Source organism: Vibrio sp. 1F253 (assembly GCF_041439295.1).
Classification (GTDB): domain Bacteria; phylum Pseudomonadota; class Gammaproteobacteria; order Enterobacterales; family Vibrionaceae; genus Vibrio; species Vibrio tasmaniensis_A.
Map to the genome: position 1 here is coordinate 31735 of NZ_JBGONU010000024.1, position 25558 is coordinate 57292.

The 25558-nt window shown below is 43.6% G+C and carries 22 protein-coding genes; 3 read left to right on the plus strand and 19 right to left on the minus strand.

Annotation, left to right across the window (positions count from 1 at the left end; translation table 11 throughout):
- Positions 1-12: 12 nt before the first annotated feature.
- The 5 genes from fkpB to murJ form a co-directional block, all read right to left on the minus strand.
- Entirely contained in the window at positions 13-444 is a 432-nt protein-coding gene (gene fkpB / locus ACED28_RS13295) for an FKBP-type peptidyl-prolyl cis-trans isomerase (RefSeq protein ID WP_017098349.1), read from the minus strand.
- Between the two features lie 357 nt (positions 445-801).
- Positions 802-1302, minus strand: a complete 501-nt coding sequence (gene lspA / locus ACED28_RS13300; RefSeq protein ID WP_009848445.1) for a signal peptidase II — start codon at positions 1300-1302, stop codon at positions 802-804.
- A gap of 158 nt (positions 1303-1460) precedes the next feature.
- Positions 1461-4319, minus strand: a complete 2859-nt coding sequence (ileS, locus tag ACED28_RS13305) for an isoleucine--tRNA ligase (protein WP_017098348.1) — start codon at positions 4317-4319, stop codon at positions 1461-1463.
- 63 nt (positions 4320-4382) lie between these two features.
- Positions 4383-5318 carry a bifunctional riboflavin kinase/FAD synthetase gene (gene ribF / locus ACED28_RS13310; protein WP_012603275.1) on the minus strand — a complete coding sequence of 312 codons (936 nt, stop codon included), beginning with the start codon at positions 5316-5318 and terminating at the stop codon, positions 4383-4385.
- A 70-nt stretch (positions 5319-5388) separates the two neighbouring features.
- A complete protein-coding gene (murJ, locus tag ACED28_RS13315; protein ID WP_009848488.1) occupies positions 5389-6951 on the minus strand; it encodes a murein biosynthesis integral membrane protein MurJ in 1563 nt (520 codons plus the stop codon).
- A 250-nt stretch (positions 6952-7201) separates the two neighbouring features.
- On the opposite strand from murJ, the gene rpsT reads away from it, so the two are divergent.
- The gene (gene rpsT / locus ACED28_RS13320) at positions 7202-7462 is read left to right on the plus strand and encodes a 30S ribosomal protein S20 (protein WP_012603273.1); all 261 of its coding nucleotides are present in this window, start codon (positions 7202-7204) and stop codon (positions 7460-7462) included.
- Positions 7463-7681: 219 nt separating this feature from the next.
- Here rpsT and ACED28_RS13325 read toward each other — a convergent pair whose 3' ends face one another.
- Positions 7682-7975: a metalloregulator ArsR/SmtB family transcription factor gene (locus ACED28_RS13325; protein ID WP_009848443.1), complete on the minus strand. Its 294-nt coding sequence runs from the start codon at positions 7973-7975 to the stop codon at positions 7682-7684.
- Positions 7976-8075: 100 nt separating this feature from the next.
- On the minus strand, positions 8076-8966 hold the full coding sequence (gene nhaR / locus ACED28_RS13330) for a transcriptional activator NhaR (RefSeq protein WP_371710034.1): 891 nt from the start codon (positions 8964-8966) through the stop codon (positions 8076-8078).
- A gap of 388 nt (positions 8967-9354) precedes the next feature.
- On the opposite strand from nhaR, the gene ACED28_RS13335 reads away from it, so the two are divergent.
- Positions 9355-10500, plus strand: a complete 1146-nt coding sequence (locus tag ACED28_RS13335) for a Na/Pi symporter (RefSeq protein ID WP_017102996.1) — start codon at positions 9355-9357, stop codon at positions 10498-10500.
- A gap of 305 nt (positions 10501-10805) precedes the next feature.
- Here ACED28_RS13335 and ACED28_RS13340 read toward each other — a convergent pair whose 3' ends face one another.
- The 7 genes from ACED28_RS13340 to rppH form a co-directional block, all read right to left on the minus strand.
- Positions 10806-11282, minus strand: coding sequence for a hypothetical protein (locus ACED28_RS13340; protein ID WP_371710035.1), 477 nt, complete (start codon positions 11280-11282; stop codon positions 10806-10808).
- A 217-nt stretch (positions 11283-11499) separates the two neighbouring features.
- Positions 11500-12891 carry a transcriptional regulator gene (locus ACED28_RS13345; protein WP_371710036.1) on the minus strand — a complete coding sequence of 464 codons (1392 nt, stop codon included), beginning with the start codon at positions 12889-12891 and terminating at the stop codon, positions 11500-11502.
- A gap of 156 nt (positions 12892-13047) precedes the next feature.
- On the minus strand, positions 13048-13899 hold the full coding sequence (locus ACED28_RS13350; RefSeq protein WP_009848438.1) for a thymidylate synthase: 852 nt from the start codon (positions 13897-13899) through the stop codon (positions 13048-13050).
- 9 nt (positions 13900-13908) lie between these two features.
- Positions 13909-14730 (minus strand): prolipoprotein diacylglyceryl transferase, encoded by an 822-nt coding sequence (gene lgt, locus ACED28_RS13355; RefSeq protein WP_012603269.1) that lies wholly within the window; start codon positions 14728-14730, stop codon positions 13909-13911.
- A gap of 58 nt (positions 14731-14788) precedes the next feature.
- A complete protein-coding gene (locus ACED28_RS13360; protein ID WP_122047549.1) occupies positions 14789-15580 on the minus strand; it encodes a sulfite exporter TauE/SafE family protein in 792 nt (263 codons plus the stop codon).
- 8 nt (positions 15581-15588) lie between these two features.
- The gene (ptsP, locus tag ACED28_RS13365; RefSeq protein ID WP_371710037.1) at positions 15589-17838 is read right to left on the minus strand and encodes a phosphoenolpyruvate--protein phosphotransferase; all 2250 of its coding nucleotides are present in this window, start codon (positions 17836-17838) and stop codon (positions 15589-15591) included.
- Between the two features lie 2 nt (positions 17839-17840).
- Positions 17841-18359: an RNA pyrophosphohydrolase gene (rppH, locus tag ACED28_RS13370; RefSeq protein ID WP_009848435.1), complete on the minus strand. Its 519-nt coding sequence runs from the start codon at positions 18357-18359 to the stop codon at positions 17841-17843.
- 615 nt (positions 18360-18974) lie between these two features.
- Here rppH and mutH point away from each other — a divergent pair.
- Positions 18975-19640 (plus strand): DNA mismatch repair endonuclease MutH, encoded by a 666-nt coding sequence (gene mutH / locus ACED28_RS13375; protein ID WP_102249744.1) that lies wholly within the window; start codon positions 18975-18977, stop codon positions 19638-19640.
- Positions 19641-19726: 86 nt separating this feature from the next.
- On the opposite strand, the gene ACED28_RS13380 is transcribed toward mutH, so the two are convergent.
- From ACED28_RS13380 to prfB, 5 genes are all read right to left on the minus strand, one after another.
- Positions 19727-20038, minus strand: a complete 312-nt coding sequence (locus ACED28_RS13380) for a DUF6482 family protein (protein WP_009848433.1) — start codon at positions 20036-20038, stop codon at positions 19727-19729.
- 194 nt (positions 20039-20232) lie between these two features.
- Positions 20233-20484, minus strand: a complete 252-nt coding sequence (locus ACED28_RS13385; protein ID WP_004735015.1) for a hypothetical protein — start codon at positions 20482-20484, stop codon at positions 20233-20235.
- A gap of 572 nt (positions 20485-21056) precedes the next feature.
- Positions 21057-22391 carry a cyclic-di-GMP-binding transcriptional regulator VpsR gene (vpsR, locus tag ACED28_RS13390; RefSeq protein ID WP_371710038.1) on the minus strand — a complete coding sequence of 445 codons (1335 nt, stop codon included), beginning with the start codon at positions 22389-22391 and terminating at the stop codon, positions 21057-21059.
- 276 nt (positions 22392-22667) lie between these two features.
- Positions 22668-24200, minus strand: coding sequence for a lysine--tRNA ligase (gene lysS, locus ACED28_RS13395; RefSeq protein WP_009848430.1), 1533 nt, complete (start codon positions 24198-24200; stop codon positions 22668-22670).
- A 98-nt stretch (positions 24201-24298) separates the two neighbouring features.
- Positions 24299-25397, minus strand: a protein-coding gene (gene prfB / locus ACED28_RS13400) for a peptide chain release factor 2 (RefSeq protein WP_100208942.1) whose coding sequence is annotated in 2 segments (ribosomal slippage) — positions 24299-25321 and positions 25323-25397 — 1098 coding nt in all. Because the reading frame shifts where the segments join, the coding sequence is not laid out codon by codon here.
- Positions 25398-25558: the final 161 nt, after the last annotated feature.

Genomic DNA, 25558 nt, shown 5'->3' on the forward strand with positions numbered 1-25558 from the left:
CCGTTAAGACAGTTAGTCCACAGCTAAGATGTTAACGTCAAACGTAACGTCTTGGCCTGCTAATGGATGATTAAAATCAACCGTCACTGAATCACCCGCGATCTCAGTGATAATACCTGGAATTTCCATACCATCAGGACCAGAGAAAGCCATAATAGTGCCAACCTCGACTTCAGAATCGCCAACAAACTTAGCACGATCCATATGATGAATATGATCTGGATTTGGCATACCAAACGCGTCTTCCGCCTTCAATTCGATAGACTTTTCAGTCCCCGTTTCAAGGCCAATCAGGCACAGTTCAAAGTTCTCACTTAGGCTGCCATCACCCATCACGAACTTTGCAGGCTTACCCATATTTTCGGTGCTATCGGCAACTGAACCATCCTTCATTTTAATCGTAAAATGTAGAGTTACTGCTGAATCATTTTTAATTGCTGCCACGTTACTTTCCTTAGATTTCTTTATTATTTGAGAATGCATTTTGCTTCGCTCTCATATCATATCAATCACAGTAAGTAAGTACTCAGACATAGTTCAGGGAAAAGGCTTGAGAACAAGGCAGAGTTTTTCGATAAGTAGTTATTCTACAATCAAAAATTCTAACGAAGTTATCGAGGCTTTTAGCAAACTAGGGAGAGTAGTTATTTACTACGATTGATATTAATTGCAGCATAAAAAAAAGCGCCGTCGGAATCAACCGACAGCGCTTAGGGCTATCCTATTCTGTGAGTCATAGGCTGACTTTAGGACAATCTATTACAAAGCGATTTGCTTGATACTCATTAATGTCTGAGTAGTCTATTGGCTTTCATCTTTCTTACGGAAACCATCTAAGATGATCATCGCGGCGCCGATACAGATTCCCATATCCGCTAGGTTAAATGCAGGCCAGTGGTAAGTACCCCAATAGAAGTCTAAGTAATCGACGACAAAGCCATGTACAACACGGTCGAACACGTTACCAACAGCGCCACCAATGATGATCGCATAAGCAATGTTGTTCCACTTATCTGTTGCTGGTAGCTTGCTCATCCAGTACGTCAGCATCCCCGTTACTGCAAATGCGATACCAGTAAATAACCAGCGCTGCCAACCACTTTGATCACTCAAGAAGCTAAATGCTGCACCGTAGTTATGCACGTACAAAAAGTTAAAGAATGGCAACACCTCAATACGGTTTGCCCAGCCATAACCCATGTTGTCCATAACAAAAAGTTTGATACCGATATCAGCAAGGAAGACCAGTAGAGCCAACCATAACCAACGCACACCAGATTGTTTTAACGAAACTTCACTCATTTCTATTCCTAGTATTTACGAATTTGGTATTCACTGTTACTCAATTTAAGTGACCTTGATTACCAAACTTGGCTAAACACATTTCCTATAATTAAAAATAACCCCAGTTGGTACTGGGGCTATGATTTTTACAAAAAGTTCAGTCTTTCTCTGAGTCGTTATGCGTACTTACGCACTTCGCCTTCACCGTCGATGTTCGACACACAACGACCACAAACTTTCTCGTGACCTTCAATTGTGCCTACATCTGGAGTGTGGTGCCAGCAACGGTCACACTTCTCAGCTTCAGTTGCTGCAACTTCAACGTACAGACCTTCAACGTCTGTCGCTTGAGCTGTATCAGACTTATCGCTAAGTGGTTTAACAACCGCAGCAGAAGTAATAAGTACGAAACGTAGCTCATCTTCTAGCTTGTTGATTTTAGCAGCCAGTGCGTCGTCAGCGTATAGAGTCACTTCAGCCTGCAATGCACCACCGATCGTTTTCTCTTTACGAGCATCTTCAAGAAGCTTGTTCACTGCGCCACGAACTGACTGGATTTCAGTCCAGAATTCGTTGCTTAGCTCTTCGTCGTCAGCAAGACCAAATAGGCCTTCGAACCACTCGCCTGTGAATACAAACGTGTCGCGTTCGCCAGGCATCTCGTTCCAGATTTCATCTGCAGTGAACGACATGATAGGCGCCATCCAACGAACTAGAGCTTCTACGATGTAGTAAAGTGCCGTTTGACAGCTACGTTGAGCATGGCTGCCCTGTTTCGCTGTGTACTGACGGTCTTTAATTACGTCTAGGTAGAAAGAACCCATTTCGATAGAACAGAACTGCATTAGACGTTGAGTCACACCGTGAGTGTTGTACTCACCGTATGCTTTAACAATCTCTTCTTGTGCAGCTTGAGCACGGCCAACAGCCCAGCGATCAAGTGCGACCATTTCTTCAGCAGGCACTAGGTCAGTTTCAGGGTTGAAACCGTTCAAGTTCGCTAGGAAGAAACGAGCCGTGTTACGAATACGACGGTATGCATCAGCAGAACGCTTAAGGATCTCGTCAGAAACCGCAACTTCGTTAGTGTAATCCGTAGAAGCAACCCATAGACGTAGAATATCTGCGCCTAGCTTGTTGGTTACATCTTTAGGAGCAACAACGTTACCGATAGATTTAGACATCTTACGGCCGTTACCATCAACCACGAAACCGTGCGTTAGCACTTGCTTGTATGGTGCTTCGTCTTTCATCGCGATAGATGAAATCAAAGATGACTGGAACCAGCCACGGTGTTGGTCAGAACCTTCAAGGTACAGATCAGCACTGTGCGTTCTTTCTTCATTCGGGAAGTTGTACTCTTCACGAGAATCCACAACAGAGAAGTGCGTTACACCTGAGTCGAACCATACGTCTAACGTATCAAGTACTTTCTCGTACTTGTCAGCGTCTTCAGCACCCATCAGTTCAGCAGCATCGACATCCCACCAAGCTTGAATGCCTTTTTCTTCCACAAGCTTCGCTACTTTTTCAATAAGAGCTGGGCTATCTGGGTGAAGTTCTGATGTTTCTTTATGAACGAACAGAGCAATTGGCACACCCCAAGTACGTTGACGAGAGATACACCACTCAGGGCGACCTTCGATCATACCTTCGATACGGCTTTGACCCCATTCTGGCATCCATTCAACACTCTTCGTTGACTCTAGTGCTTTTGCACGTAGGCCAGCTTGATCCATAGAGATGAACCACTGCGGTGTTGCACGGAAGATGATTGGAGTTTTATGTCTCCAACAGTGTGGGTAGCTGTGCTCGTAAGCGTGGTGATGCAGTAGTGCACCTTTCTCTTTTAGAACTTCTAAAACAGAATCGTTCGCTTTGAATACATGCTGACCAGCAAATAGCTCAGTATCTGGCAGGTAAACGCCGTTTGAGCCTACTGGGTTAGCGATTTCTAGGTCGTACTTCTTACCAACCACGAAATCCTCTTGACCATGACCAGGCGCAGTGTGAACCACACCAGTACCTGAATCCGTTGTAACGTGGTCGCCAAGAACAGCAGGAACAGTAAAATCGTAGAACGGGTGGTTGAACTGAGAAAGCTCAAGATCAGCACCAGTCGCAAAACCAAGGTTATGGAAGTGCTCGATACCTGTACGATCCATTACGTCTTTTGCTAGTTCAGAAGCAACAACGATACGTTGAGCTGGCTGTTCGCCATTCGCTTCAACTTGGATAAGTACGTATTCAAGATCATCACGTAAACATACTGCGCGGTTAGCAGGCAGAGTCCACGGTGTTGTCGTCCAGATAACGATAGAGATTTCGCCCTGACCCGCGTGACCTTCCGCTAGAGTAAATTTCTCTAGAAGCGCCGCTTCGTCAGCTGCTGTAAATTTCACATCGATAGATGGAGACACTTTATCTTTATATTCAACTTCAGCTTCAGCCAAAGCAGAACCACAGTCAGTACACCAGTGAACGGGTTTGAAACCTTTAAGAAGGTGACCTTTGTCTGCGATTTTGCCTAGAGAACGAATGATGTTCGCTTCAGTGCCGAAATCCATAGTGCGGTAAGGTTTATCCCACTCGCCCATGATACCAAGACGTTTGAAGCTCTCTTTCTGACCTTCAACTTGGCCCGCAGCGTACTTACGACACTCTTCGCGGAATTCAGCAGCCGAAATCTTCTGACCAGGCTTACCTTTCTTCTTCTCAACCATTAACTCGATTGGAAGACCGTGACAGTCCCAACCTGGGATGTACGGTGCATCAAAACCAGAAAGGGTCTTAGATTTGATAATAATGTCTTTAAGAATCTTATTCAGCGCGTGGCCAATGTGAATGTCGCCGTTCGCGTATGGAGGGCCATCATGCAGCACGAAAGATTTTTTACCTTTCTTTGCCTTACGGATTTCGCCGTAAAGATCTTCTTTGTACCAACGCTTCAGCATTTCTGGTTCACGATTTGCCAGATTGCCGCGCATTGGGAACCCTGTTTCTGGTAAGTTCAGGGTATCTTTATAATCACTCATCGATTCTTAATTCCGTTATATTGGGCGAAGTTAGACATTATGTTAATCGGTGGAATCATCCGACTAATTCTTTAGCTGAAGCAGCCACACCCTTGCGGCTTCAGCATCCAATTCTATTTGATTCTTTAGTGCGTCGAACGATTCAAATTTTATCTCGTCGCGCAGTTTGTGCAAAAGTCGTACTTCTAACTGTTTACCATATAAATTGGCTTTAAAGTCAAAAAAATGTACTTCTAATTGCTGCCTTACACCATTAACTGTTGGTCGTTGTCCAATATTAGCAACACCACCGACAGGAACACCGTCGATATCTAATGCTTCAACAACATACACTCCCGACACAGGAGAAACACAACGTTTTAATGGAATATTAGCGGTAGGGAAACCGATAGTTCTCCCTAGTTTACGACCATGAGAAACACGACCACTGATACTGTAGTCACGCCCAAGCATGGTAGCACTAGAAGCCAAGTCATTGGCCGCTAACGCATTTCGTATCTCAGTGCTGCTTACTCGTAATTGGTTTAAGCAATAGCTTTGGGTGCTCACCACCTCAAAACCATATTTTTCGCCCGCTTCTTTAAGCATAGCGAAATTACCTGTTCGGCCTTTGCCAAAGCAAAAGTCGTCACCAACCACCAAGAATTTCACACCAAGCTTATCAACCAAAAGATCCTTAATGAACGCTTCCGCAGACAAGCTTGCAAAATACTGATTGAAATTCACACACAATAAACGACTAATCTCTAGCTTGCTCAATTGCACGTACTTATCTCGTAAGCGAGTTAAACGCGCTGGCGCTCGACCTTTAGCAAACAACTCCATAGGTTGCGGTTCAAACGTCATGACAACAGAAGGGAGTCCCAGTGCTGTAGCTTGTTTAGAAACCTGACTCAGAACCTCTTGATGCCCTAAATGAACACCATCGAAGTTACCTATGGTTAATACACAGCCATGATGCTGTGCTTTAATATTGTGTATACCTCGGATCAGTTCCATTGTGATCAGCTAAAACCTGTTATTTGCATCATTTATTGTGTGAAACCGACGGATTATATACTAATCAGTATTAATCTGTCGCTGCTTTTAAATGTTTTACTCGGATACCTAAAACCAGTACCGACACAATATAAGCAAAGCCACCAAGTGCGATCAACCCTGTTAGCGTCAACGCTCTTTGGTTGAAGCTCCAATCAAGCCACAGCTGCATATTGTCTAGTTGCCATAAAATCACGCCAACCATCACAGTTCCAGATACTAATAATTTAAGGCTAAACAACAATGTAGTCTTGGTTAAACGATAAACACCCGCTATATGCAGACCACGATAAAGTAGAGTCATGTTCACGAACGCAGATAACGCCGTTGCGATTGCCAAACCAACATAACCATAGAAATAAGCGAAGATCGCGTTGAACACCATGTTAGTGACCATCGCAATGATGCCGTACTTCACAGGAGTTTTAGTATCTTGACGTGAGTAATAGCCCGGAGCCAACACTTTAATCAACATGAAGTTAAGCAAGCCTGAAGCGTATGCCACCAAAGACATGGAAGCCTGCTGTACATCGTGTGGTGAAAACTCGCCACGCATGAAGAGCACCATCAGCATCGGCTTTGCTAAAACAATAAGACCTAACATTGCAGGAATGCCTAGCAATAAAACCATGCGCACGCCCCAGTCCATTGTATGAGCAAACCCTTCCCCTTGAGCGTCTACGTGTTTACGCGACAAAGCAGGAAGAATAACCGTCGCAATAGCAATACCAAACAAACCGAGTGGGAATTCCAATAATCGATCCGAATAATATAACCAACTGATAGAGCCGGTTGCTAGAAAGCTGGCAATGAAGGTATCGAACAACAAGTTGATTTGGCTCACTGACACACCAAACAAGGCAGGGATCATTAGCGTGCGGATCTTAACTACACCGGGATCTCTCCACCCCCACTTCGGCTTAACCAACACACCCGCTTTAATCAAGAAAGGCATTTGGAAAAGGAACTGGACTAAACCACCAAGAAACACACCGATGGCCAAGCCAATTTCGGGTTGTTCTAAATTAGGAGAGATAAACCATGCTGAACCTATGATCATTACGTTCAGGAACACAGGGGTAAATGACGAAACCGCAAATTTGCCCATGGTATTGAGGATTGCACCAGATAAAGCAACAAAGGTGATAAACCATAAATAAGGAAAGGTAATCTTGAGCATAAAGCTCGCCAGCTCAAATTTTGGTGCTGCTGGGCCATCATTTAACCAATCGATAAACCAACCTGCGCCAAACATCGCAGTGATGACACCCGAGCCCAACACCCCGATAACGGTGACGATAGAAACTAGTACCCCGAGCGTGCCCGATACTTTGGCAATTAAATCTCGAGTCTTATCTTTATCACCAGCAGCGTGATATTCTGTTAATACAGGAACAAACGCTTGAGAAAAGGCACCTTCTGCGAAAAGTCGACGTAAGAAATTAGGGATTTTATTAGCGAAGAAAAATACGTCGGCACTCGCTCCTGCTCCCATCAAATTTGCTACTACTACATCACGTACTAGCCCCAATACGCGGGAAACAAAAGTCATTGCACTGACAATCAGGCCTGACTTTAATAGTCGTTTACTCACACAAACCTCTGACACTGGTTGATTACTTTCAAGCGAGGATAAATACTATCCTGTCCTAAGAAGCATATTTATTAGCATTGGTCTAAAAATGCTGTTAGAATCCCCGCCATCTTAACCGCGATGACCTTTCCATACCAAAGTTTGTTTGGCTACGATTGGTTTTTGCACAAATCATTTGACAATTAAGCGCCTATGAGGGATAGTCCTCGCCCTTAAATTGTCACCGAACTAAGTTTTTGGGAGTTAGACCTTGGCAAACAGTAAATCTGCTAAGAAGCGCGCTATCCAAGCTGAGAAACGTCGCCAGCACAATGCTAGCCGTCGTTCTATGATGCGCACTTACATGAAAAAAACTATTGCAGCTATTGAAGCTGGCAATAAAGAAGCTGCAACTGCTGCTCTTGTAGAAGTTACACCTCTTCTAGACCGCATGGCGACTAAAGGCCTTATTCATAAGAATAAAGCTGCACGTCATAAGTCTCGTTTCGCTGCTGCAATCAAAGCTCTTTAATAGAAATTTGATTACAACGCAAAACGAAAAAAACCGGCCTCGGCCGGTTTTTTTATATCTAAACTTTGAGCAACACAGAGATTTTTCTTACTGAGCGTTACTTGGTTTACTTAAAGATATGCGGTTTGCTGGTAGGCACTAACGTTCGACATGAAATACTGACACTTCCTTGTGTCGACCCTACCCCTGGTAAGAAATCACTTCCCCACCAGCAATAAACTACTTGCAGTACATACCATGCAGTAGGTTAATCATCGCTTTTACTTCTTCACTACTCAATGTGTAATACACTGTTTGAGCTTCTTTGCGAGTTTCGACCAAACCATCTCTTCTCAACCAAGCAAGATGTTGAGATAAAGCAGATTGACTCAATTCCAACTTGCCACACAACTCCCCAACCGACAGCTCAGTACCATGCAATAGGCACAGAATCTGTAAGCGACGCTCATTGGCCATGGCTTTGAGTAGAATCACAGCTTGTGCTGAATTCTTCTCCATCTCTTTTAAGTTCATAGTTTGGCTCCATACAACCTTTACGCCAAGTCCGGGTGATCAGTATTTCCGGCAGATTATGAAGTCATGATAATCGATATCAATTCATTAACAAACAAGCTCACTCGAACAATTTGCTAAAATCTGCGTCACATACATTTTTTACTGCTGGATGTTGGATCATCCTCTCAGCAAATATGACGTAGTACTCCTCTTTTAACTCCTCGACTTCCCCCAACAATTGCAATGACGTATCTTCCTCAACCTCTGACATATATAGCGTAGGCGCTAAGAAAATAGCGTCGTGGTGGTAACGAGCGAAAGCCTTCATCAATGCCGCGTCATCAAACTCACCCAAAATATCAGGCTTAAGTCCTTGTCTATCAAACCATTGCAGTACTTTACGCCCCATCGAAGTTCGACTTCCTGGGATTAACAGTTTCTTTTGTTCTAATACAGCCGGAAAGTTAACACCTTCCACATTACCTGAACTGAAAAAGCTCATACCACTCTCACCCAACTTCTTACTAAACAGGCCTGGGCTTTGGCTAGAATCCACCGGGCAGTCAGACAAAATCATATCGAGCTTATGCTGAGAAAGTTGTTCAAGTAGCATTTCATGGGTCGATTCAAAGCAGCGTAAATGAATGCTGTTATCGGGTGGGATAGTCGACATTAATATCTTACTGACTAATCTTTTGGACAGTGCATCCGCAACACCGACATCGAACAGAATATTGGAGTGCTGGCTGTAATTCACGATATCCAGCATCTCGTAACTCAGGCCAAACATACGATCAGCATACTTAAAGACTAACTGCCCAAGCTCTGTCGGCTCAACACTGCGACCATTACGCTTGGTTAACTTACCATCCATACGCTCTTCTAAGGCTTTTATCTGACCTGTTACCGTTTGTGGTGTTAGGAATAGGGCTTCTGCAGCTTTAGTAACAGAGCCTTGCTTGCAAACCATCCAGAAGTAATAAAGGTGGTTATAGTTGAGATGCGACATAAATGTGCCGTAAAAAAGAGAAGATAACCTGTTATATCAAATATGACACCTCCACTCAATAAACTCGGAAAAACTATACATAACTATCAATTACTACTTATTTTTACGAAGTGTCTGATTTCATAATGTAATATTTCAACGATTATTTTCAATTTTTCTCTAACTTTTAAGATCTACATCACCTATCAAAAATACGAACAAAAAACCTTAAAAACAACAAGTTAAACCACCACCATTTCAAGACCAAATATTTAAAGAGCAAATCATCACAAAAAAGTCTCACCTAAACCAAAATGTAATATTACTGAAATATTTGTTCTCTAACATCACGCTCAGATTAAACAAACAGACCAAACACAGACTAAAACGGTCCAATGGAGAAAACATTATGAACCAAGCTACTACTGCAGCAGCGCCTATCTCGAGCACAACTCGTTGGCTACGCTGGGCTAACTTGGCATTCATGCTTTACCTACTATTACTTTCAGTTTCAATGGTTGGTACAGGCTTCAAATGGGCAACAGGCGAGCAAGCAAAAGTTCTTTTCGAATTTGCTTCACATCCAGTTGCAGGCTTAATGATTGGTTTAGTGGCAACAGCCCTTATTCAATCATCAAGTACAGTTACTTCAATTATCGTTGGCCTTGTGGCAGGTGGTTTACCTGTTGAGCTAGCAATCCCTATGATCATGGGTGCAAACATTGGTACTACTGTAACTAATACGCTAGTTAGCCTTGGTCATGTTCGTTGTAAAGATGAGTTCAAACGTGCATTCGCAAGTGCGACGATTCACGATTTCTTTAACCTATTAGCCGTTGCTATCTTCCTACCACTAGAGATGGCGTTTGGTATTCTAGAGAAAATTTCTCACTGGTTAGTATCACCGATGCTAGCAACAGGTGATATGAGCATGGGTGGTCTTAACTTCATCAAGCCAATAACTAAGCCTGTTGTAAGTGCGATTAAAGAGCCACTATCAACGTTTGGCGACACTGTTGGTGGGGTTATGCTTATCGTTCTAGGTATCGCGACTATCTTCGTAGCTATCACGGTAATGGGTAAGCTAATGAAGAGCCTAATGGTTGGCCGTGCTCGTGAGATTCTAAAGAACGCAATCGGTCGTGGTCCTATCCACGGTATCGCTTCTGGCTCTATCGTGACTATCCTTGTTCAGTCTTCTTCAACGACAACAAGCTTGATGGTTCCACTAGTTGGTTCAGGTGTTCTTAAAGTACGTGACGTTTACCCATTCACTTTAGGTGCAAACATCGGTACGTGTATTACCGCGCTATTAGCAGCGACAGCAGTATCTGGTGAGTTCGCAGTATTCGCACTACAGATTGCTCTAGTACACTTGGTGTTCAACATCATGGCAACGGTATTCATCTTTGGTATTCCGTTCCTACGTGAACTGCCAGTGAAAGCAGCTGATATCATTTCAGACATGGCAGTGAAAAACAAAGCTGTAGTAGCTGGTTATCTTGTTGCGGTATTCCTTGTACTGCCTGGTAGCGTGTTAGCACTGACAGCTTAATAGCAAAACAAACATCGCTTATAGCAAAGCCCGCAACCTCCTAGGTTGCGGGCTTTTTCTTTTCTGAAAGGCAGATGTGGGAAACAAAAAGAAGATTGGAGTAGCGAGTGACAAGTTGAAAGCAGATACAGGATGGATGCGAGTGAACGAGTAACGAAAAGCCCGTTTTACTCGCATCTATATATCCCCGTCATTCCCTACAGCGAGGAACGAGCGTGATAGGGAATGACGGTTTTTTTTGATCTTAGTATCCCGAATCTCTTCTACTTGTATCTAACTCCCCTTATCTCGCATCTAAAAAACGCTTACTGACCTTGCTCATTACGCAGGTACATAATGGCAACCATGCCGAAGCCGATAAATTGCCATAGATACTGCCCGTCGCTTGCGCCTGTGATGGTTTGAGTGAAAGCCATACAAGCAGTCACAAACAGAGAAGCGAATGCCGCATAGAGTAACCACGGTCGCTCTTTACCGGCCATGAATTCACCAGCTATCACCGAGCGAAGTACCAATAAAAATGGTAAACATTGCAAAGCAATCAGAATAGGAAACATAAAATCGAACGTAGGGCTCAGTAAAACATGACCGACTTGGCTCTTATCCCAAGTGCCGACAATATAGCCTTTCCAGCCAGCCCAAGTGTCACCCGAATAAGCGGTATCTGGCGTAATAAAGCCAAGCACAACGCCCATCACTTTATCGACAAAGCCATTTTTGAACCAAAAGACGAATAAGAAGATCTGAATTGGAATGATCTGAAAAGCAAACTTCTTCAACATGTGTGTACCCCAAATAATTAATGATTTGGTTACCAGTATGTGGAAGTCGATGTTTTTACGCTTGATGCAAGGCAATCGAGCCTGACTCCAAACAATAATCAAACATGTTGAGAAGCCTGTCGGCACAAGAAAACCTTGCAGAAGAGCCGTTACTATTAGCGGTAACTCAACGTCTTCACTTCAAAGAGAATTATGTGGTTTAGGAAAGGTTTGTTTTTTATAAAGATTCAATAAGATCAAACAGTTGGCCATTATACTCTTTTTTCACTTCGGTAGAGCGCTGATAGTTGTATTGCGAACCTTCTGGGTTATCCGACAGCTTGTCAGCTACACTAAGTAGATAAAAACTGATAGGGCTCGGTGTACTTTCGGCCGCATAAAAAAGGTAAGGGAAAGCTTGATTGGCATGTTGGTTGATTAACAGTGCAAGACCCAAGGTAAGGTTGGCAATATCACAACGTGGGTTCATCTCAAAGGCTTGCTTTGCCAGTTGCAGTGCATGTTCGCGATCTTCTTGCTCATGACTTTGCAAATAAGCCAAAGATTCCGAATACGACAATAAGGCATTGACCAAATAATTGTCTCTTCCTTGCTGTTGAATCGTATCCAACTGAAGTGCGATCTCTGCAAATGGCTGTCCACCTTTGCCTTGGTAGAAAAGCGATATTCCCTCTGAAATAACCTTCCAATCATCGTAGTTATCAATAGAAGTCACTCGATGACTGACGACACCGTATTCTGAACTCATTGGGGCAATAATGGCTTTAATCTCAAGAATCACATCCCCAATGGCATCAAAGAAGTTATCTTGGCTAAAGCTCTTTTCCACTTTCTGGCTTTGATTGGGCTGGCGGTTGTTTTGTATCAGCACGCTCAGTATATAATTACTGCCCTTTTGCTTGAGCCAACCTTTGAGTTCGACACCATTATTGGCAAGTGATTGCTTGCCCTGTTTCGAGAGCTGAGAGAAGTGGTAACCCGATAAATTTCTCGCTGAGTTCAGCCCGTAGAATAGGTAGTTGTACACGCTTTCCGACATCTCATAATCGTCCGCAGAATCGAGTGTTATGTCATGGATATAAACGGGAATCACATCACTTTGAGGCGCAGAAATAACAGCTGTGTCATTGGTTGAGACATCAATTTGCCACGCCCAAGTTGCTATTAAGCCAATAGAGAATACTGCGGTTGTAATCAGGGCGATGGTTTTATTTTTAGGCTTAGAAACAACTTTGATTTCAGGTGGGGGAATTTCTACTACGGGAGTAGTCTCAACGCTAGGCTGAATTATCTCAATATCGAACAGATAACCTTGCTTAGGAATGGTCTGAATGATGCGATACGGACGTACTTTATCCTGAAGCTGACTGCGCAGTAAACTGATGACCTGTCTGACCAAGTTGTCAGACACTTGAGTTCGTTGCCAGACATCAGCAGCTATCTGCTGCGTACTAACCACTTGCCCGCGCTTGTCGATGAAATAGCTGAGCAGCCTTGCTTGTAGTGGCTCTAAATGAATCTCTTCACTATCAATCACCAACTGGTTTTTATCAGGGTAGAAAGAAATAGGAAAGTCGTGTTGCAATACAAAGCAATGCGAGCGAGTCATAGTAGTTCTGTGGTTAGAAAAGACCACTCAAGATTATTGGTTTTACGAATAGTAAGCAAGCCAAGCATCAGAAATAAAAAAGGCTGCGCAGAGGCAGCCTTTCGATCAACCTGTCAAACAGTCAAACAGTCAAACAGTCAATCAAAGCAGATTAGATTAAACCGAGAATGGGTACTTAATCGCTTCGTGGCATTCGTAGCCTTCAACCCAGAAGTCATCCATCGTCACCCACGTTTCCAAATCTTCTAGAGACTTAATCTCAGGATTGATATGGAATGTTGGACCAGCTAAAGGCTCACGCTTCAACTGTATATCACGCATAGGTGCGAGTTGATCTTCGTAGATATGAGCATTAACCAGCTTATGGTAAGCCACACCGGCTTTCTTGCCCGTGATTTGCGCCATGATTGCTAGGAACACATACACTTGAACCATGTTGAAGTTCAGACCTAATGGAACATCACAAGAGCGCTGAGTACTGTTTAGGTACAAAGTGTCACCAAGTAGAGAGAAGTGGTGGCTGTACATACACGGACGTAAACAACCCATGTGGAACTCACCTGGGTTATAGAAGTTTAAGATCTCGCCGCGGTCATCAATGCCGTTCGTTAGATCATCAACAATCTTCTTCAGTTGGTCGATATGACCGCCGTCAGGTTTTGCCCATGCACGTCCTTGAACGCCATAAACACGGCCCATGTCGTCTTCACCCTTGCGGTAAGGGTTATTTAGCCATGCTTCATTCAGGTTAGAATTCGCATCCCAAGTTTTAGTCCCTAGCTTACGAAAATCTTCAGCATTGTCGTAACCACGGATATAGCCAAGCAGCTCGGCAACTGCGGCTTTCCAAAAACTTTTACGTGTTGTTACCAGTGGGAATTGGTTATTACCTACATCATATTCAAGGTCAGCATTGATTACGGTTAGGCAGCGCTTGCCTGTGCGTTCATTTTCAATCCAAGTACCGTCATTAACGATACGCTGACAGAGATCTAAATACTGTTTCACACCAATTCCTTACTTCGTTTGTTGTGGTAATTCATCTTTGTAGTGACCACGCTTGTATGCCCAAACCATCATCAGCACACCGATGATAACCATTGGCAGTGACAAAATTTGTCCCATAGAGATAAATCCACCGAACAAACCTAGCTGAGCATCAGGTTCACGTACGTATTCAACTAGGAAGCGGAATGTACCATATCCTGCTAGGAATAACCCTGATACAGAGCCAAGAGGACGAGGCTTTTTGATGAACCAGTTCAAGATGAAGAACAGTACAATACCTTCAAGCGCCATTTCATAAAGCTGAGATGGGTGACGAGGGAGTGGACCACCGTTAGGGAATACAATCGCCCATGGCACATCAGTCACACGACCCCAAAGTTCACTGTTCATGAAGTTGCCCATACGCCCCATACCTAAACCAAATGGAACCAATGGTGCAATCATGTCTGCGACACCAAAAAAGGTTCGACCGTTCTTTTTGGCATACCAAAGCATCGCGGTGATCACACCAAGCAAACCACCGTGGAAAGACATACCGCCAGTCCATACCTTAAATAGGTAGAGTGGATCATCAATGAAAAGGCCAAAGTTGTAGAAAAGTACGTAGCCAATACGACCACCCAGTACCACACCTAAAAAGCCAGCAAACAGTAAGTCTGATACTTGCTCTCGAGTCCAACCACTATCTGGTTGATCCGCTCGGCGATTTGCTAACCAAAGAGCAAACATAAAACCAACAAGGTACATTAGGCCGTACCAACGAACTGAGATTGGTCCTAGTTCAATAAGAACAGGATCGATATTTGGGAATTCGATAAAACCCTGAGACATACTTGGCTCTCTATCTAAAATTGAATAACGGTTAACTCAACAGCTAACAGAAAAGACACTACAGCAGCATAGTGGCTGCTATAAACATTAAAAATACCGCAAAGAATTTCTTCAGCACGGGGGTTGGCAATTGAGTGGCCAGTTTAGCGCCAACTCGTGTGGTCAGTACTGAGGTACAAGATATCGCTATCAAAGCCGGCAGATAAACATAACCTAAGCTATACGCAGGAAGATCATCGACAGAAGAGCCATGCCAAATAAAGCCTAGCATTCCCGAAATCGCGATAACACAACCACATACAGAGGATGAGCCTACAGCTTTGCGCATTTCCACACCGTGATGGTTAAGGAAAGGCACCGATAAAGAACCACCACCAATACCAGCCAAGCTTGAAACCAAACCAATACCGCCACCACATAACATGGTTTTAGCTGAACCCGGCATCGACTTTTGACTCTTAGAGCGAATAGACAACAGCATTTGCAACGCCAATACCAAGACAATCACACCAAAGACTTTTGGTAAGTATTGAGCTGGAATCACATCGGCCACGAAAGAACCTAGGAAGCCACCTATCACGACACCTGGTATCAACCATTTAACGACAAACATCTCTACATTACCCAATTTTAAATGGTTAATCGCAGACGATCCCGACGTAACGATGATGGTTGATAACGAGGTAGCCAATGCCATTTGCATCGCAAACTCTTGAGGGATACCCGCTTTAGGAAGCAAAAAGAGTAAGGCAGGAACCACCAGCAAACCACCACCAATGCCCAGCAAGCCAGCTAAAACACCAACAATAGCACCAAGGCCTGCTAGCAAGCCTATCAGTTCATATGACACGTTAAATCCTATTTTTTACCCGCTCGAATGAAGCCTGTAAATTCACGCTCTTCGAAATAGTTGAGCATCATACTATAGATGTCACTTCCATACGGTTTTGATAGCGCCTCATTTGCCAAATCTTGCAGTTCACTAAGCTTAGATTGACGAATCAAATACTTAGTCCTTGCGACATTTGAGGTGTTCATACTTAACGTCTCATACCCTAACCCAGTCAAGAGCAATGCACCCATTGGATCACCCGCGAGCTCTCCACATATACACACAGGCAATTGATATTGCTTACAAGTATCATGGATGTGTTTCAATGCCATGATCACTGCAGGGTGCATGGATTCATAGACATCAGAGACGCGGGAATTGTTCCGGTCAACCGCCAATAAATATTGAGTTAAGTCATTGGTGCCCACCGAAACGAAATCAACTTTATCCGCAATAAGCGGAAGAAGGTAAAGCATTGATGGCACTTCAATCATGATACCGATACGCGGCATACGAACTCGACTGTCGAGTTCATGCACTTCATCGTAGGCTTGCTCGATAAGTTGAACAGTATCATCCAGTTCTTGAGTGCTAGAGATCATCGGCAACAAGATACTCAAGTTCTGGCTATCACAACTCGCACGTAACATGGCACGTAACTGAATAATAAAGATGTCAGGATGATCGAGCGTAAAACGAATACCACGCCAACCAAGGAATGGATTGTCTTCTTCTATTGGGAAGTAAGGTAACGCCTTATCTCCACCAATATCCAAGGTTCGCATCACCACTTGCTTCTCAGGGTAACTCGCAAGCACAGAACGATACTGCTTGAATTGTTCGTCCTCTGACGGAAACCTTTGCTGCAACAAGAAAGAAATTTCGGTTCGATACAGACCAACCCCATCAACCCCTTGGTTGATAGCGATGTTAGTGTCTGCACTCAAACCCGCATTAAGCAGAATCTCGACTTGCTTGTCGTCTTTCGTTTTTGCCGGTAAGTACAGTTCTCGATTGACCATAGAGGAGAGCTCACTCTCTTCTAGAATCAGCCCCCGATACTCTTTGAGCAGGTTTTTAGTCGGCTCAATAAAGATCTCGCCGCTATACCCGTCAACAATCGCTTGCTTACCATTAGCTTGCGAAAGATTAAGGTTAACTCCCATAACAGAAGGAATACCCAAAGCTCGAGATAAAATCGCTGCGTGCGAGTTCGCCGCCCCTTCCAAGGAAATAACCGCTAATAGTTTTTCTTTAGGAATAGACGCTAATACAGAGGCCGTTAACTCACGAACCACCAAAATAATCGGTTTATCTAACGTGCGAAGTTCATGTTCAGAATTGTGGAGGAAATAGAGCAGTCTTTGACCAAGCTCTCGGACGTCTTGCGCTCTCTCCCGAAGGTACACATCTGACATACGAGCAAAACGGTTAGAGTAACTCTCAACAACCTGTCTCAATGCCCAATCGGCTTTGTCGCCTTTCTGAATTTGACTCTTGAGATCCTTACGTAACATGGGATCGTTGAGTAAGTGAGTAAACAGATCAAAGATCGCCAACGCGTCTTTATTGATTTCACTATCTAAACGCTTTCGCATTCGCTTAAAATCATTGAGAGCATTTTCGACAGCGACTGCCAACAGCTCATGCTCCCTTTCAACATTGAGCGTCGAAGCAGGGTAAACATCGGTGAGTTCAGGCTGAGTGTTGTCCCACCATAAGTCACCAATCGCCACACCCGATGAAGCTGCAATACCTTTGGTCGCAGGTAGCTTCTGTTGCTCTAACAGCCAATGGCCTTGAGTTTGGGCATGCGCCACAATAACCGCAAGTTGTGCTGAGAGTGTAACAAGGAAGGATTCTTCCATCTCACTGAATAAACGGGGGGACTTCTGTTGAATGACCAATACGCCAAGCACTTGCTTGCGATAGATAATCGGAGTGCCGAGAAAAGAGTGATAAACCTTTTCTCCAAGCTCGGGAAAAAACTTATAAGCAGGGTGAGCAGACGCTTGTGCAAGGTTGATCGGTTCAGCACTTCTTTTAACAAGGCCAACCAAACCTTCGTCAAAACCAATGTGAATACTATTGCCTTTGAAGATCAGGCCTTGAGTTGCCATCAACTCAAGACGCTGCATATCATTATTTGCCAAATACACGGTGCAACATTCCGTCTGCATCGCGCTGCATGTCTCTTTAACCAAAATATCAAGAGCCGTCGACACATCTTCAACTCTTGATACGTGTTCAACTATTTCCCTTAGTTGGCTGAGCATGCTTAACCTCTACGCAATTTGCGCTTTCCTTTTGTTTTTCGCTCTTTAAACGGCATTGCTAAAGATGCGAATTCTTTCATCGCTCGACGGTAAACATCTCGCTTGAAAGATACAACTTGTCGAACTGGGTACCAGTAACTCACCCAACGCCAACCATCAAACTCAGGTGTGCTTCCACGCTGCATATTGATATGCGATTCATCGCAATCTAAGCGTAAAAGAAACCACTTCTGTTTTTGTCCAATACAGACAGGTTTAGAATCCCACCGAACCAGTCGTTTGGGCAGCTTATAGCGTAACCAATGACGACTTGTCGCGACGATCTTTACATCCTTTTTAGTAAGGCCAACCTCTTCATATAACTCGCGGTACATTGCCTGTTCCGGAGTTTCACCTTCATCTATTCCCCCTTGAGGGAATTGCCATGAATGTTGCCCGTATCGTTTAGCCCAGAAGACCTGACCATGGTTGTTACAGATTACAATACCAACATTTAATCGGTAACCATCGCCATCTATCACTGGCCAACCTCTATCTAAATTTTTAATTACACTGATTTTTCCACATATCCCCAATCGGAGCAAACTTAGTGACGTGACAAGCGCTATATTTATGAATAATAACTACGAATATGGATAAGTTTTGCTCAAATCTTAGTTACCCACACAAGAGTGAGACATAGACCACATTTATTCACCTTTTCTGTGAATAACTATGTGAAGAATTACCCTCAATCGTTTTTTTTAATCCATAGATTCATCAGAACCAAAAACAAAAAATCACCCACACCAAAAGAAAACAATTAAAAATCAATAAATTAAAATAAATCCATCAATTTTAAAAACATGAAAAAGCAAAAGATCTTTTAAAAATCACCCATGGTTAAAGATTAACCACTCCGATGTTTATCCACACTAGTAAGTGAAAGATTCATTTCAAACCCTATTTAGCAAGCATTTTATCCCCTGCAAACCCCTGTTTATTTATCCACTAAATTAATATTTCAATTAATTACCTTCATGTCCTGTGGATAACCATGAGTTTGATCCCTTCTCTAGCTAGGCGATCGTTTCTTAACCAGTCGTCATATGGTGATAACTTCTGGTAAAATCATTTTTTTGATCATGCCTTTTATTATGAAACCAGAACCACAAACACAACAAGAGCTGTTAGACAGAGCATATGCTATTGCAGGAATGACCTTCAAAGAGCTCGCCGATGAAGCCAATATGGTTGTACCAAACGACCTAAAGCGAGATAAAGGCTGGGTTGGACAACTATTGGAATGGCACTTGGGTGCGCCAGCTGGCAGTAAACCAGAACAAGATTTTGCCAAGCTCGGGATCGAGCTAAAAAGTATCCCGATTGGCTATTCAGGGAAGCCACTCGAAACCACCTTTGTTTGTGTCGCGCCATTGATGGGCGTGCAAGGCATAACTTGGGAAACCAGTCACGTTCGAAACAAGCTGTCTAAAGTGTTGTGGATCCCAGTAGAGGGAGAAAGAGAGATCCCGCTGACAGAAAGGCATGTAGGATCCCCTTTATTGTGGACACCAACCCAAGCGGAAGACGAGATCTTAAAAAGGGATTGGGAAGAGCTCATGGAGCTGATCGTGTTAGGTAATGTTGAACAGATAACAGCAAGACACGGCGAAGCACTGCATTTGCGACCAAAAGCCGCCAACAGTCGAGTGTTAACAGAAGCTTACGGTGCAAGTGGAAAACCAATAAAGACCAAACCTCGTGGTTTCTATCTACGAACTCAATTCACCCACAGATTGCTGACAACCCATTACGCATAGAGCTTTTATTTAGCATAGATGGACCAAACTATCAGTATGTTACAAACCGCCTGTAACTAGAATCAATCTCTAGCTACGAACGCTCTCTAATGAGGTTTGAGCGCCAGTTCAATATCGCAGTAGCTTTGGTTGGGTTCATTACCAAACTCATCATACGCGTTGTGCAAGCGAAGGTAGGCCTTTTCAAAGCCGAGCCGGAGTAATTCCTCTTTCACTTGATCCAAGGATCCAAAGTGAAGCGGCTCGCCGTCTTGCTTTACCGGTTCTAGCTTGTGTTTGTACTCCACCGCCAGCAAATATTCAGAGATATCAGAGCAACCAATAACGTACACTTTCGGTGTCTGATAAGAGTCTTTGTGCTCTCCATGTAACCACATGTCTAATTGATGCTTCTGCATAGTCAGCCTCCCTTGCTCTGTAAAGCTTAGCCGAACTATTTACCTTTACTAGATAACGACTTAAAAAAGCAAAAAAAGAGAAGCAAGAGCTTCTCTTTTTTTGGCCAGTTCTAGTTCAAAAATTTGCATTTTCGACGCCATAACTATCGCTGATGTTTATCTTGTGGGGTGAAAGGCGCTATCACCCCACAAGATTACGTCGGTATTCGCGCGCTTAAGACTCGACGAAGATGACGAACTCGGCGCTCAATCGTGACAACTTCAGGCTCAGAAAAACCAATTGGTCGACCATCGGCTTCAAGGCCAATATCTCTCAATAAATGGGTGTTGTTCCATGGTAGATCATATGAACTACGACGAACTTTTCGTTGCCATTCACGCTCTTCACGACGAAGGTCTGCACGGATAAGAACAGTTGCTAGTTTTAAATATACTGAGTGACGCATAATAACTCTCCAGTTGTGGAATAAACTGAGGAAAAATAGCGTTCTAGATAGTATGAGGGCTTCTCACTTAGCTGCTATTTTTCCGCAGCCAAATAAGGGTACGGATCTATTAGTTAGGTTTATCTTGGGTGTTTCGATCGGCCATGGCTGATGTGTGTGACATATCAGTCACCATGTCAGTACACGGATCAAACGACGCGCAAATATGCTGTATAAAATCGAAATGTTTCATTTGCGCCTCCAAGCTAACTAAAAAATCCAAAAAGAAATGGGGTCGTAAAAGCAGACAAGTCTTTGTTAAATCGTTGCTTTCACGGTTAAAGTCTAACCAAGTGAGTATATTATTCAACCGATAATTGATTAACATTTTTAAAACAATGCATTCGCCTGAAATATCAGTTGCATATTCATTTACATATAACATATTCACTATGATTATATAAAATCACAGCATATCTATCTTAGGACTCTCTCTATAGAACAGCGGACTATCCTTCAGAAACAAAAAAGCCACGTATGATACGTGGCCCTTGAATTTTCACTCACCGGATAGAGTCAATGAATAGAACGTTCTAAACAACGCCCTCAGATATAAGACCATGTTTATTGAGTAAGCGGTACATAGTTGCGCGTGAAACTCCAAGCTCCTTAGCGGCCAAAGACACTTGACCACCATAAGATTCCAACACAATGAGTAAAGCATCTCGCTCTGAACGTTCACGTATACTTTTCAGACTGCGGCGTTCATCATTCTGTTTTGGTAAATCCAGTTGATGATCCTCAATGATGACAGCATCAGACATCAACACAACACGCTTAATCTGATTCATCAATTCACGAACGTTGCCAGGCCAATGGTAGCGACTCATCGAGCGGATAGCATCGTCTGAGAAGCTCTTCGCTTGCGCATTAAACTCTTTTGAGTACTCACGCAGAAAATGATTCGCTAGCACTGAAATATCACTCACACGTTCTTTTAAGCTAGGAACATGAATACGCAGAACATTGATGTAATGATAAAGCTCTTCATTGAAGTCGCCCTCGATCAATGCCTTTTCAATATCAGAAGAGTTAGCAGCCAAAATGCGAACATCAACTGACTTAGCTCCCTTCGTGGTTTCAATTTTCCCTTCTTGTAAAAAGCGTAAAAGGTTCAATTGTTGATTACGAGGCATCGCTAGGACATCGTTGAGTAAGAGGGTTCCGCCATCGGCTTCTTCCAACATACAAGGCGCTGCCGTTGCTGGGGCTGAAATACCAAACATCTCAGTCTCTATCCTCATTTCAGATAGAGCACGGCAATTCACAGTTAAAAATGGTTTCTGAGCTCGCGATGAATTTTGATGAATGGAACGTGCAATTGTCTCTTTTCCTGTCCCACTCTCACCGTAAATCAAAATACTGACATCTGTGGGGCCAATTCGCTTGACTTGGTCTCTCAAGCGTTTCACCGCCACAGAATCACCGAGTAGGCCCATATTGTTGTTAATACCGTAGTTTGGCCATACTTTCTGCTCAAGTTTGAGCATACCCAGTTGATGACCAATGGTACTCAATAGCTGAGCATCAGGGATTGGTGCCGTGAAAAAGTCGATACAGAAGTTAACGATAAATTGGCAGATTGTATCTGAGCTCAATTGCGATTCACGGATAAAAGCAAGCCATCGAACTTGCTTGTTGTTGCTCACGAGGTTAGCGATACCATTAAGGCTAAACTCATCATAACTAAGATCCACAATGCCAATGCAGGGGCCAATATCAGTAATTAAGGCATCGGCTTTTCGTAAATCTGCACACTGGGTACATTGCCAACCCACTTGTTCTAACACTGATAACCAGGGTTCGTACGCACCACCAACGACGATAAGAGAACCTGGTAAGGAATCCATCTTAAATTGAGTTCCCATCCTTCTTCCTTATTCTGTTTTTATTTTTTTCAATCAGGCTAACACGAGTTAAACGAATCATACGGGTACAAAGTTGCCGCAAGATCGTATTCAGATCCGATACGTATAGTAATGAGACTATCTTAGATTTTTTGTCTCAATGGTAAGACTATGTCATAAATAATCATTTTTCGAATCAAGAGTGCGGTACGAGCTAGGTTTTGACGCTAAAAACCGAAAAAGCCACCCGAAGGTGGCTTTTAAATTACACGGGCAGTAACACCCCATAAGCGAAAATTACGCTTGTGGGCGCATTGCCGGGAACAAGATCACGTCACGGATTGTGTGGGTGTTAGTAAATAGCATCGCTAGACGATCGATACCAATACCTTGACCCGCTGTTGGCGGTAGGCCGTGCTCTAGTGCAGTAATGTAGTCCGCATCGTAGTACATAGCTTCGTCATCACCCGCGTCTTTTGCGTTAACTTGTGCTTTGAAACGCTCGTCTTGGTCTTGTGCATCGTTAAGCTCAGAGAAACCGTTCGCTACTTCACGGCCACCGATGAAGAACTCAAAGCGGTCTGTGAAGAATGGGTTGCTGTCGCTACGACGAGCCAGTGGAGAGATGTCCGCTGGGTAACCCGTGATGAACGTTGGTTGAATTAGCTGAGGCTCAGCCGTTTCACCAAAGATCTCTTCAAGAAGCTGACCACATGTCCAAAACTTCTCAACGTAAAGACCCACTTCTTCTGCAATTTTAACCATCAATTCTCTGTTCTGAAGATCGTCTTCAGTCAGAGCTTGAATGTTTGCATTTTCAGGTGTGTAGTGTTTGATTGCATCGAACATGCTCATGCGAGCGTAAGTGCCACCGAACTCAACTGTTTCGTCACCGTAAGGCATAGAAGTAGAACCAAGAACGTCCATCGCCGCTGTGCTTAGCATCTCTTCCGTTAGATCCATTAGATCTTTGTAGTCAGAGTACGCTTGGTAGAATTCCATCATTGTGAATTCTGGGTTGTGACGTGGAGAAAGACCTTCGTTACGGAAGTTACGGTTGATCTCGAATACACGGTCAAAACCACCAACTACTAGACGCTTAAGGTAAAGCTCAGGTGCAACACGTAGGTACATGTCGATGTCTAGTGCGTTGTGATGAGTGATGAATGGACGTGCTGTTGCACCGCCTGGGATCACGTGCATCATTGGCGTTTCAACTTCTAGGTAGCCTTTTGAGCTCATGAAGTTACGGATTGAAGACACAAGCTTAGAACGCACGATGAATGTGTTACGAGAGTCTTCGTTCACGATTAGATCAACGTAACGCTGACGGTAGCGCATCTCTTGGTCAGTTAGACCGTGGAACTTCTCTGGCAGAGGACGAAGTGCTTTGGTTAGCAATTCAAACTCTTCCATGTTCACGTAAAGGTCACCTTTACCAGACTTGTGAAGCGCACCTTTAACACCGATGATGTCACCGATATCTAGGCCTTGGTACTTCTCTTTCAGCACTTTTTGAACGTCTTTCGCTGCGTACGCTTGGATACGACCAGAAGTTTCTTGAATCGCAAGGAATGGGCCACGCTTCGCCATAATACGACCTGCGATCGCAACGATGTGGTTAAGCTCTTCTAGCTCTTCCTTAGTCTTCTCACCGAATTCCGCTTGAAGGTCGCCAGCTAGGTGCTCACGACGGAAGTCATTTGGGTGACCATTAGCTTTGCAGTTTTGGCGGATATGATCCAGCTTGCTACGGCGCTCAGCGATTAGTTTGTTCTCTTCAGGTGAAGAAGCTTCTTGTGCATTTTCGTTTTGAACAGCATCAGTCATTTGAGATGTACCCTGCTTTTATAATTTGGACAGCTATATTTTTGAAAATATAGGCATTTTTACCAATATTATTGGTAAAGCTTAATAGTTGATAAAGCTTACAGACCTGATTTCAGGCTAGCTTCAATAAACTTGTCTAAGTCACCGTCAAGAACCGCTTGAGTATTACGGTTTTCGATGCCGGTGCGTAAATCTTTGATACGTGAATCATCCAGCACGTAAGAGCGGATCTGACTGCCCCAACCGATGTCTGATTTCGTTTCTTCGCTCGCTTGTTTTTCAGCATTTTGCTTTTGAATCTCAAGTTCAAAAAGCTTAGCACGTAGCTGCTTCATCGCTTGATCTTTGTTCTTATGCTGCGAACGGTCATTCTGACACTGAACCACGGTGTTAGTTGGAACGTGAGTAATACGTACCGCCGATTCCGTGGTGTTTACGTGCTGACCACCAGCGCCAGAGGCACGGTATACGTCAATACGTAGGTCAGAAGGATTAATGTCGATCGTAATGTTGTCATCAATCTCAGGATAGATAAACGCAGAAGCAAATGAAGTATGACGACGACCACTTGAATCAAATGGTGACTTACGTACTAGACGGTGAACACCAGTCTCTGTGCGTAACCAACCGTAAGCGTACTCACCAGAGATACGTACCGTTGCGCCTTTAAGGCCAGCAACATCGCCATCAGACACTTCGATAACTTCAGTCTTGAAGCCTTTCGAATCTGCCCAACGCAAGTACATACGCAACATCATTGAAGTCCAGTCTTGAGCTTCTGTACCGCCCGAACCTGACTGTAAATCGATGTAGCAATCTGATGCGTCGTGATCACCAGAGAACATACGACGGAATTCCAGCTTCTCTAACTTAGCTTCAAGCTCGGCCAGTTCTGGCTCAATTTCATCGAACGTTTCTTGATCTTCTTCTTCAACCGCAAGCTCTAATAGGCCATCAACATCCTCAACACCTTGGTCAAGTTGGTCGATCGTTTCTACTACTGCTTCCAATGCTGAACGCTCTTTTCCTAGCGCTTGAGCACGCTCAGGTTCGTTCCATACATCCGGTTGTTCTAATTCTGCGTTTACTTCTTCTAGACGCTCTTTCTTTGCGTCATAGTCAAAGATACCCCCTCAGGATATTTGTGCGCTCAGACACATCCTGCAGACGGTTTTTTATAGGATTGATTTCAAACATTTTAGCTCATCATTTATGAGTAGAATTTAACCGGAGAATTGTACTCAAAAGTGTGACGGAGATACAGAATTTTTTAGAGTGGTACACCAATATTCAATAACTTAATCGGATATAAAATTGACGGGCAGAAAAAACACGTAAAATTTGTAAGGAAAGGAAGG

Excerpts from the sequence above, each read along its gene's own strand:
- lspA (WP_009848445.1), bottom strand. The coding sequence starts at position 1,302 with ATGAGTGAAGTTTCGTTAAAACAATCTGGTGTGCGTTGGTTATGGTTG.
- ileS (WP_017098348.1), bottom strand. The coding sequence starts at position 4,319 with ATGAGTGATTATAAAGATACCCTGAACTTACCAGAAACAGGGTTCCCA.
- ribF (WP_012603275.1), bottom strand. The coding sequence starts at position 5,318 with ATGGAACTGATCCGAGGTATACACAATATTAAAGCACAGCATCATGGC.
- ACED28_RS13325 (WP_009848443.1), bottom strand. The coding sequence starts at position 7,975 with ATGAACTTAAAAGAGATGGAGAAGAATTCAGCACAAGCTGTGATTCTA.
- nhaR (WP_371710034.1), bottom strand. The coding sequence starts at position 8,966 with ATGTCGCATCTCAACTATAACCACCTTTATTACTTCTGGATGGTTTGC.
- ACED28_RS13335 (WP_017102996.1), top strand. The coding sequence starts at position 9,355 with ATGAACCAAGCTACTACTGCAGCAGCGCCTATCTCGAGCACAACTCGT.
- ACED28_RS13340 (WP_371710035.1), bottom strand. The coding sequence starts at position 11,282 with ATGTTGAAGAAGTTTGCTTTTCAGATCATTCCAATTCAGATCTTCTTA.
- ACED28_RS13345 (WP_371710036.1), bottom strand. The coding sequence starts at position 12,891 with ATGACTCGCTCGCATTGCTTTGTATTGCAACACGACTTTCCTATTTCT.
- lgt (WP_012603269.1), bottom strand. The coding sequence starts at position 14,730 with ATGTCTCAGGGTTTTATCGAATTCCCAAATATCGATCCTGTTCTTATT.
- ptsP (WP_371710037.1), bottom strand. The coding sequence starts at position 17,838 with ATGCTCAGCCAACTAAGGGAAATAGTTGAACACGTATCAAGAGTTGAA.
- mutH (WP_102249744.1), top strand. The coding sequence starts at position 18,975 with ATGAAACCAGAACCACAAACACAACAAGAGCTGTTAGACAGAGCATAT.
- ACED28_RS13380 (WP_009848433.1), bottom strand. The coding sequence starts at position 20,038 with ATGCAGAAGCATCAATTAGACATGTGGTTACATGGAGAGCACAAAGAC.
- ACED28_RS13385 (WP_004735015.1), bottom strand. The coding sequence starts at position 20,484 with ATGCGTCACTCAGTATATTTAAAACTAGCAACTGTTCTTATCCGTGCA.
- vpsR (WP_371710038.1), bottom strand. The coding sequence starts at position 22,391 with ATGGGAACTCAATTTAAGATGGATTCCTTACCAGGTTCTCTTATCGTC.
- lysS (WP_009848430.1), bottom strand. The coding sequence starts at position 24,200 with ATGACTGATGCTGTTCAAAACGAAAATGCACAAGAAGCTTCTTCACCT.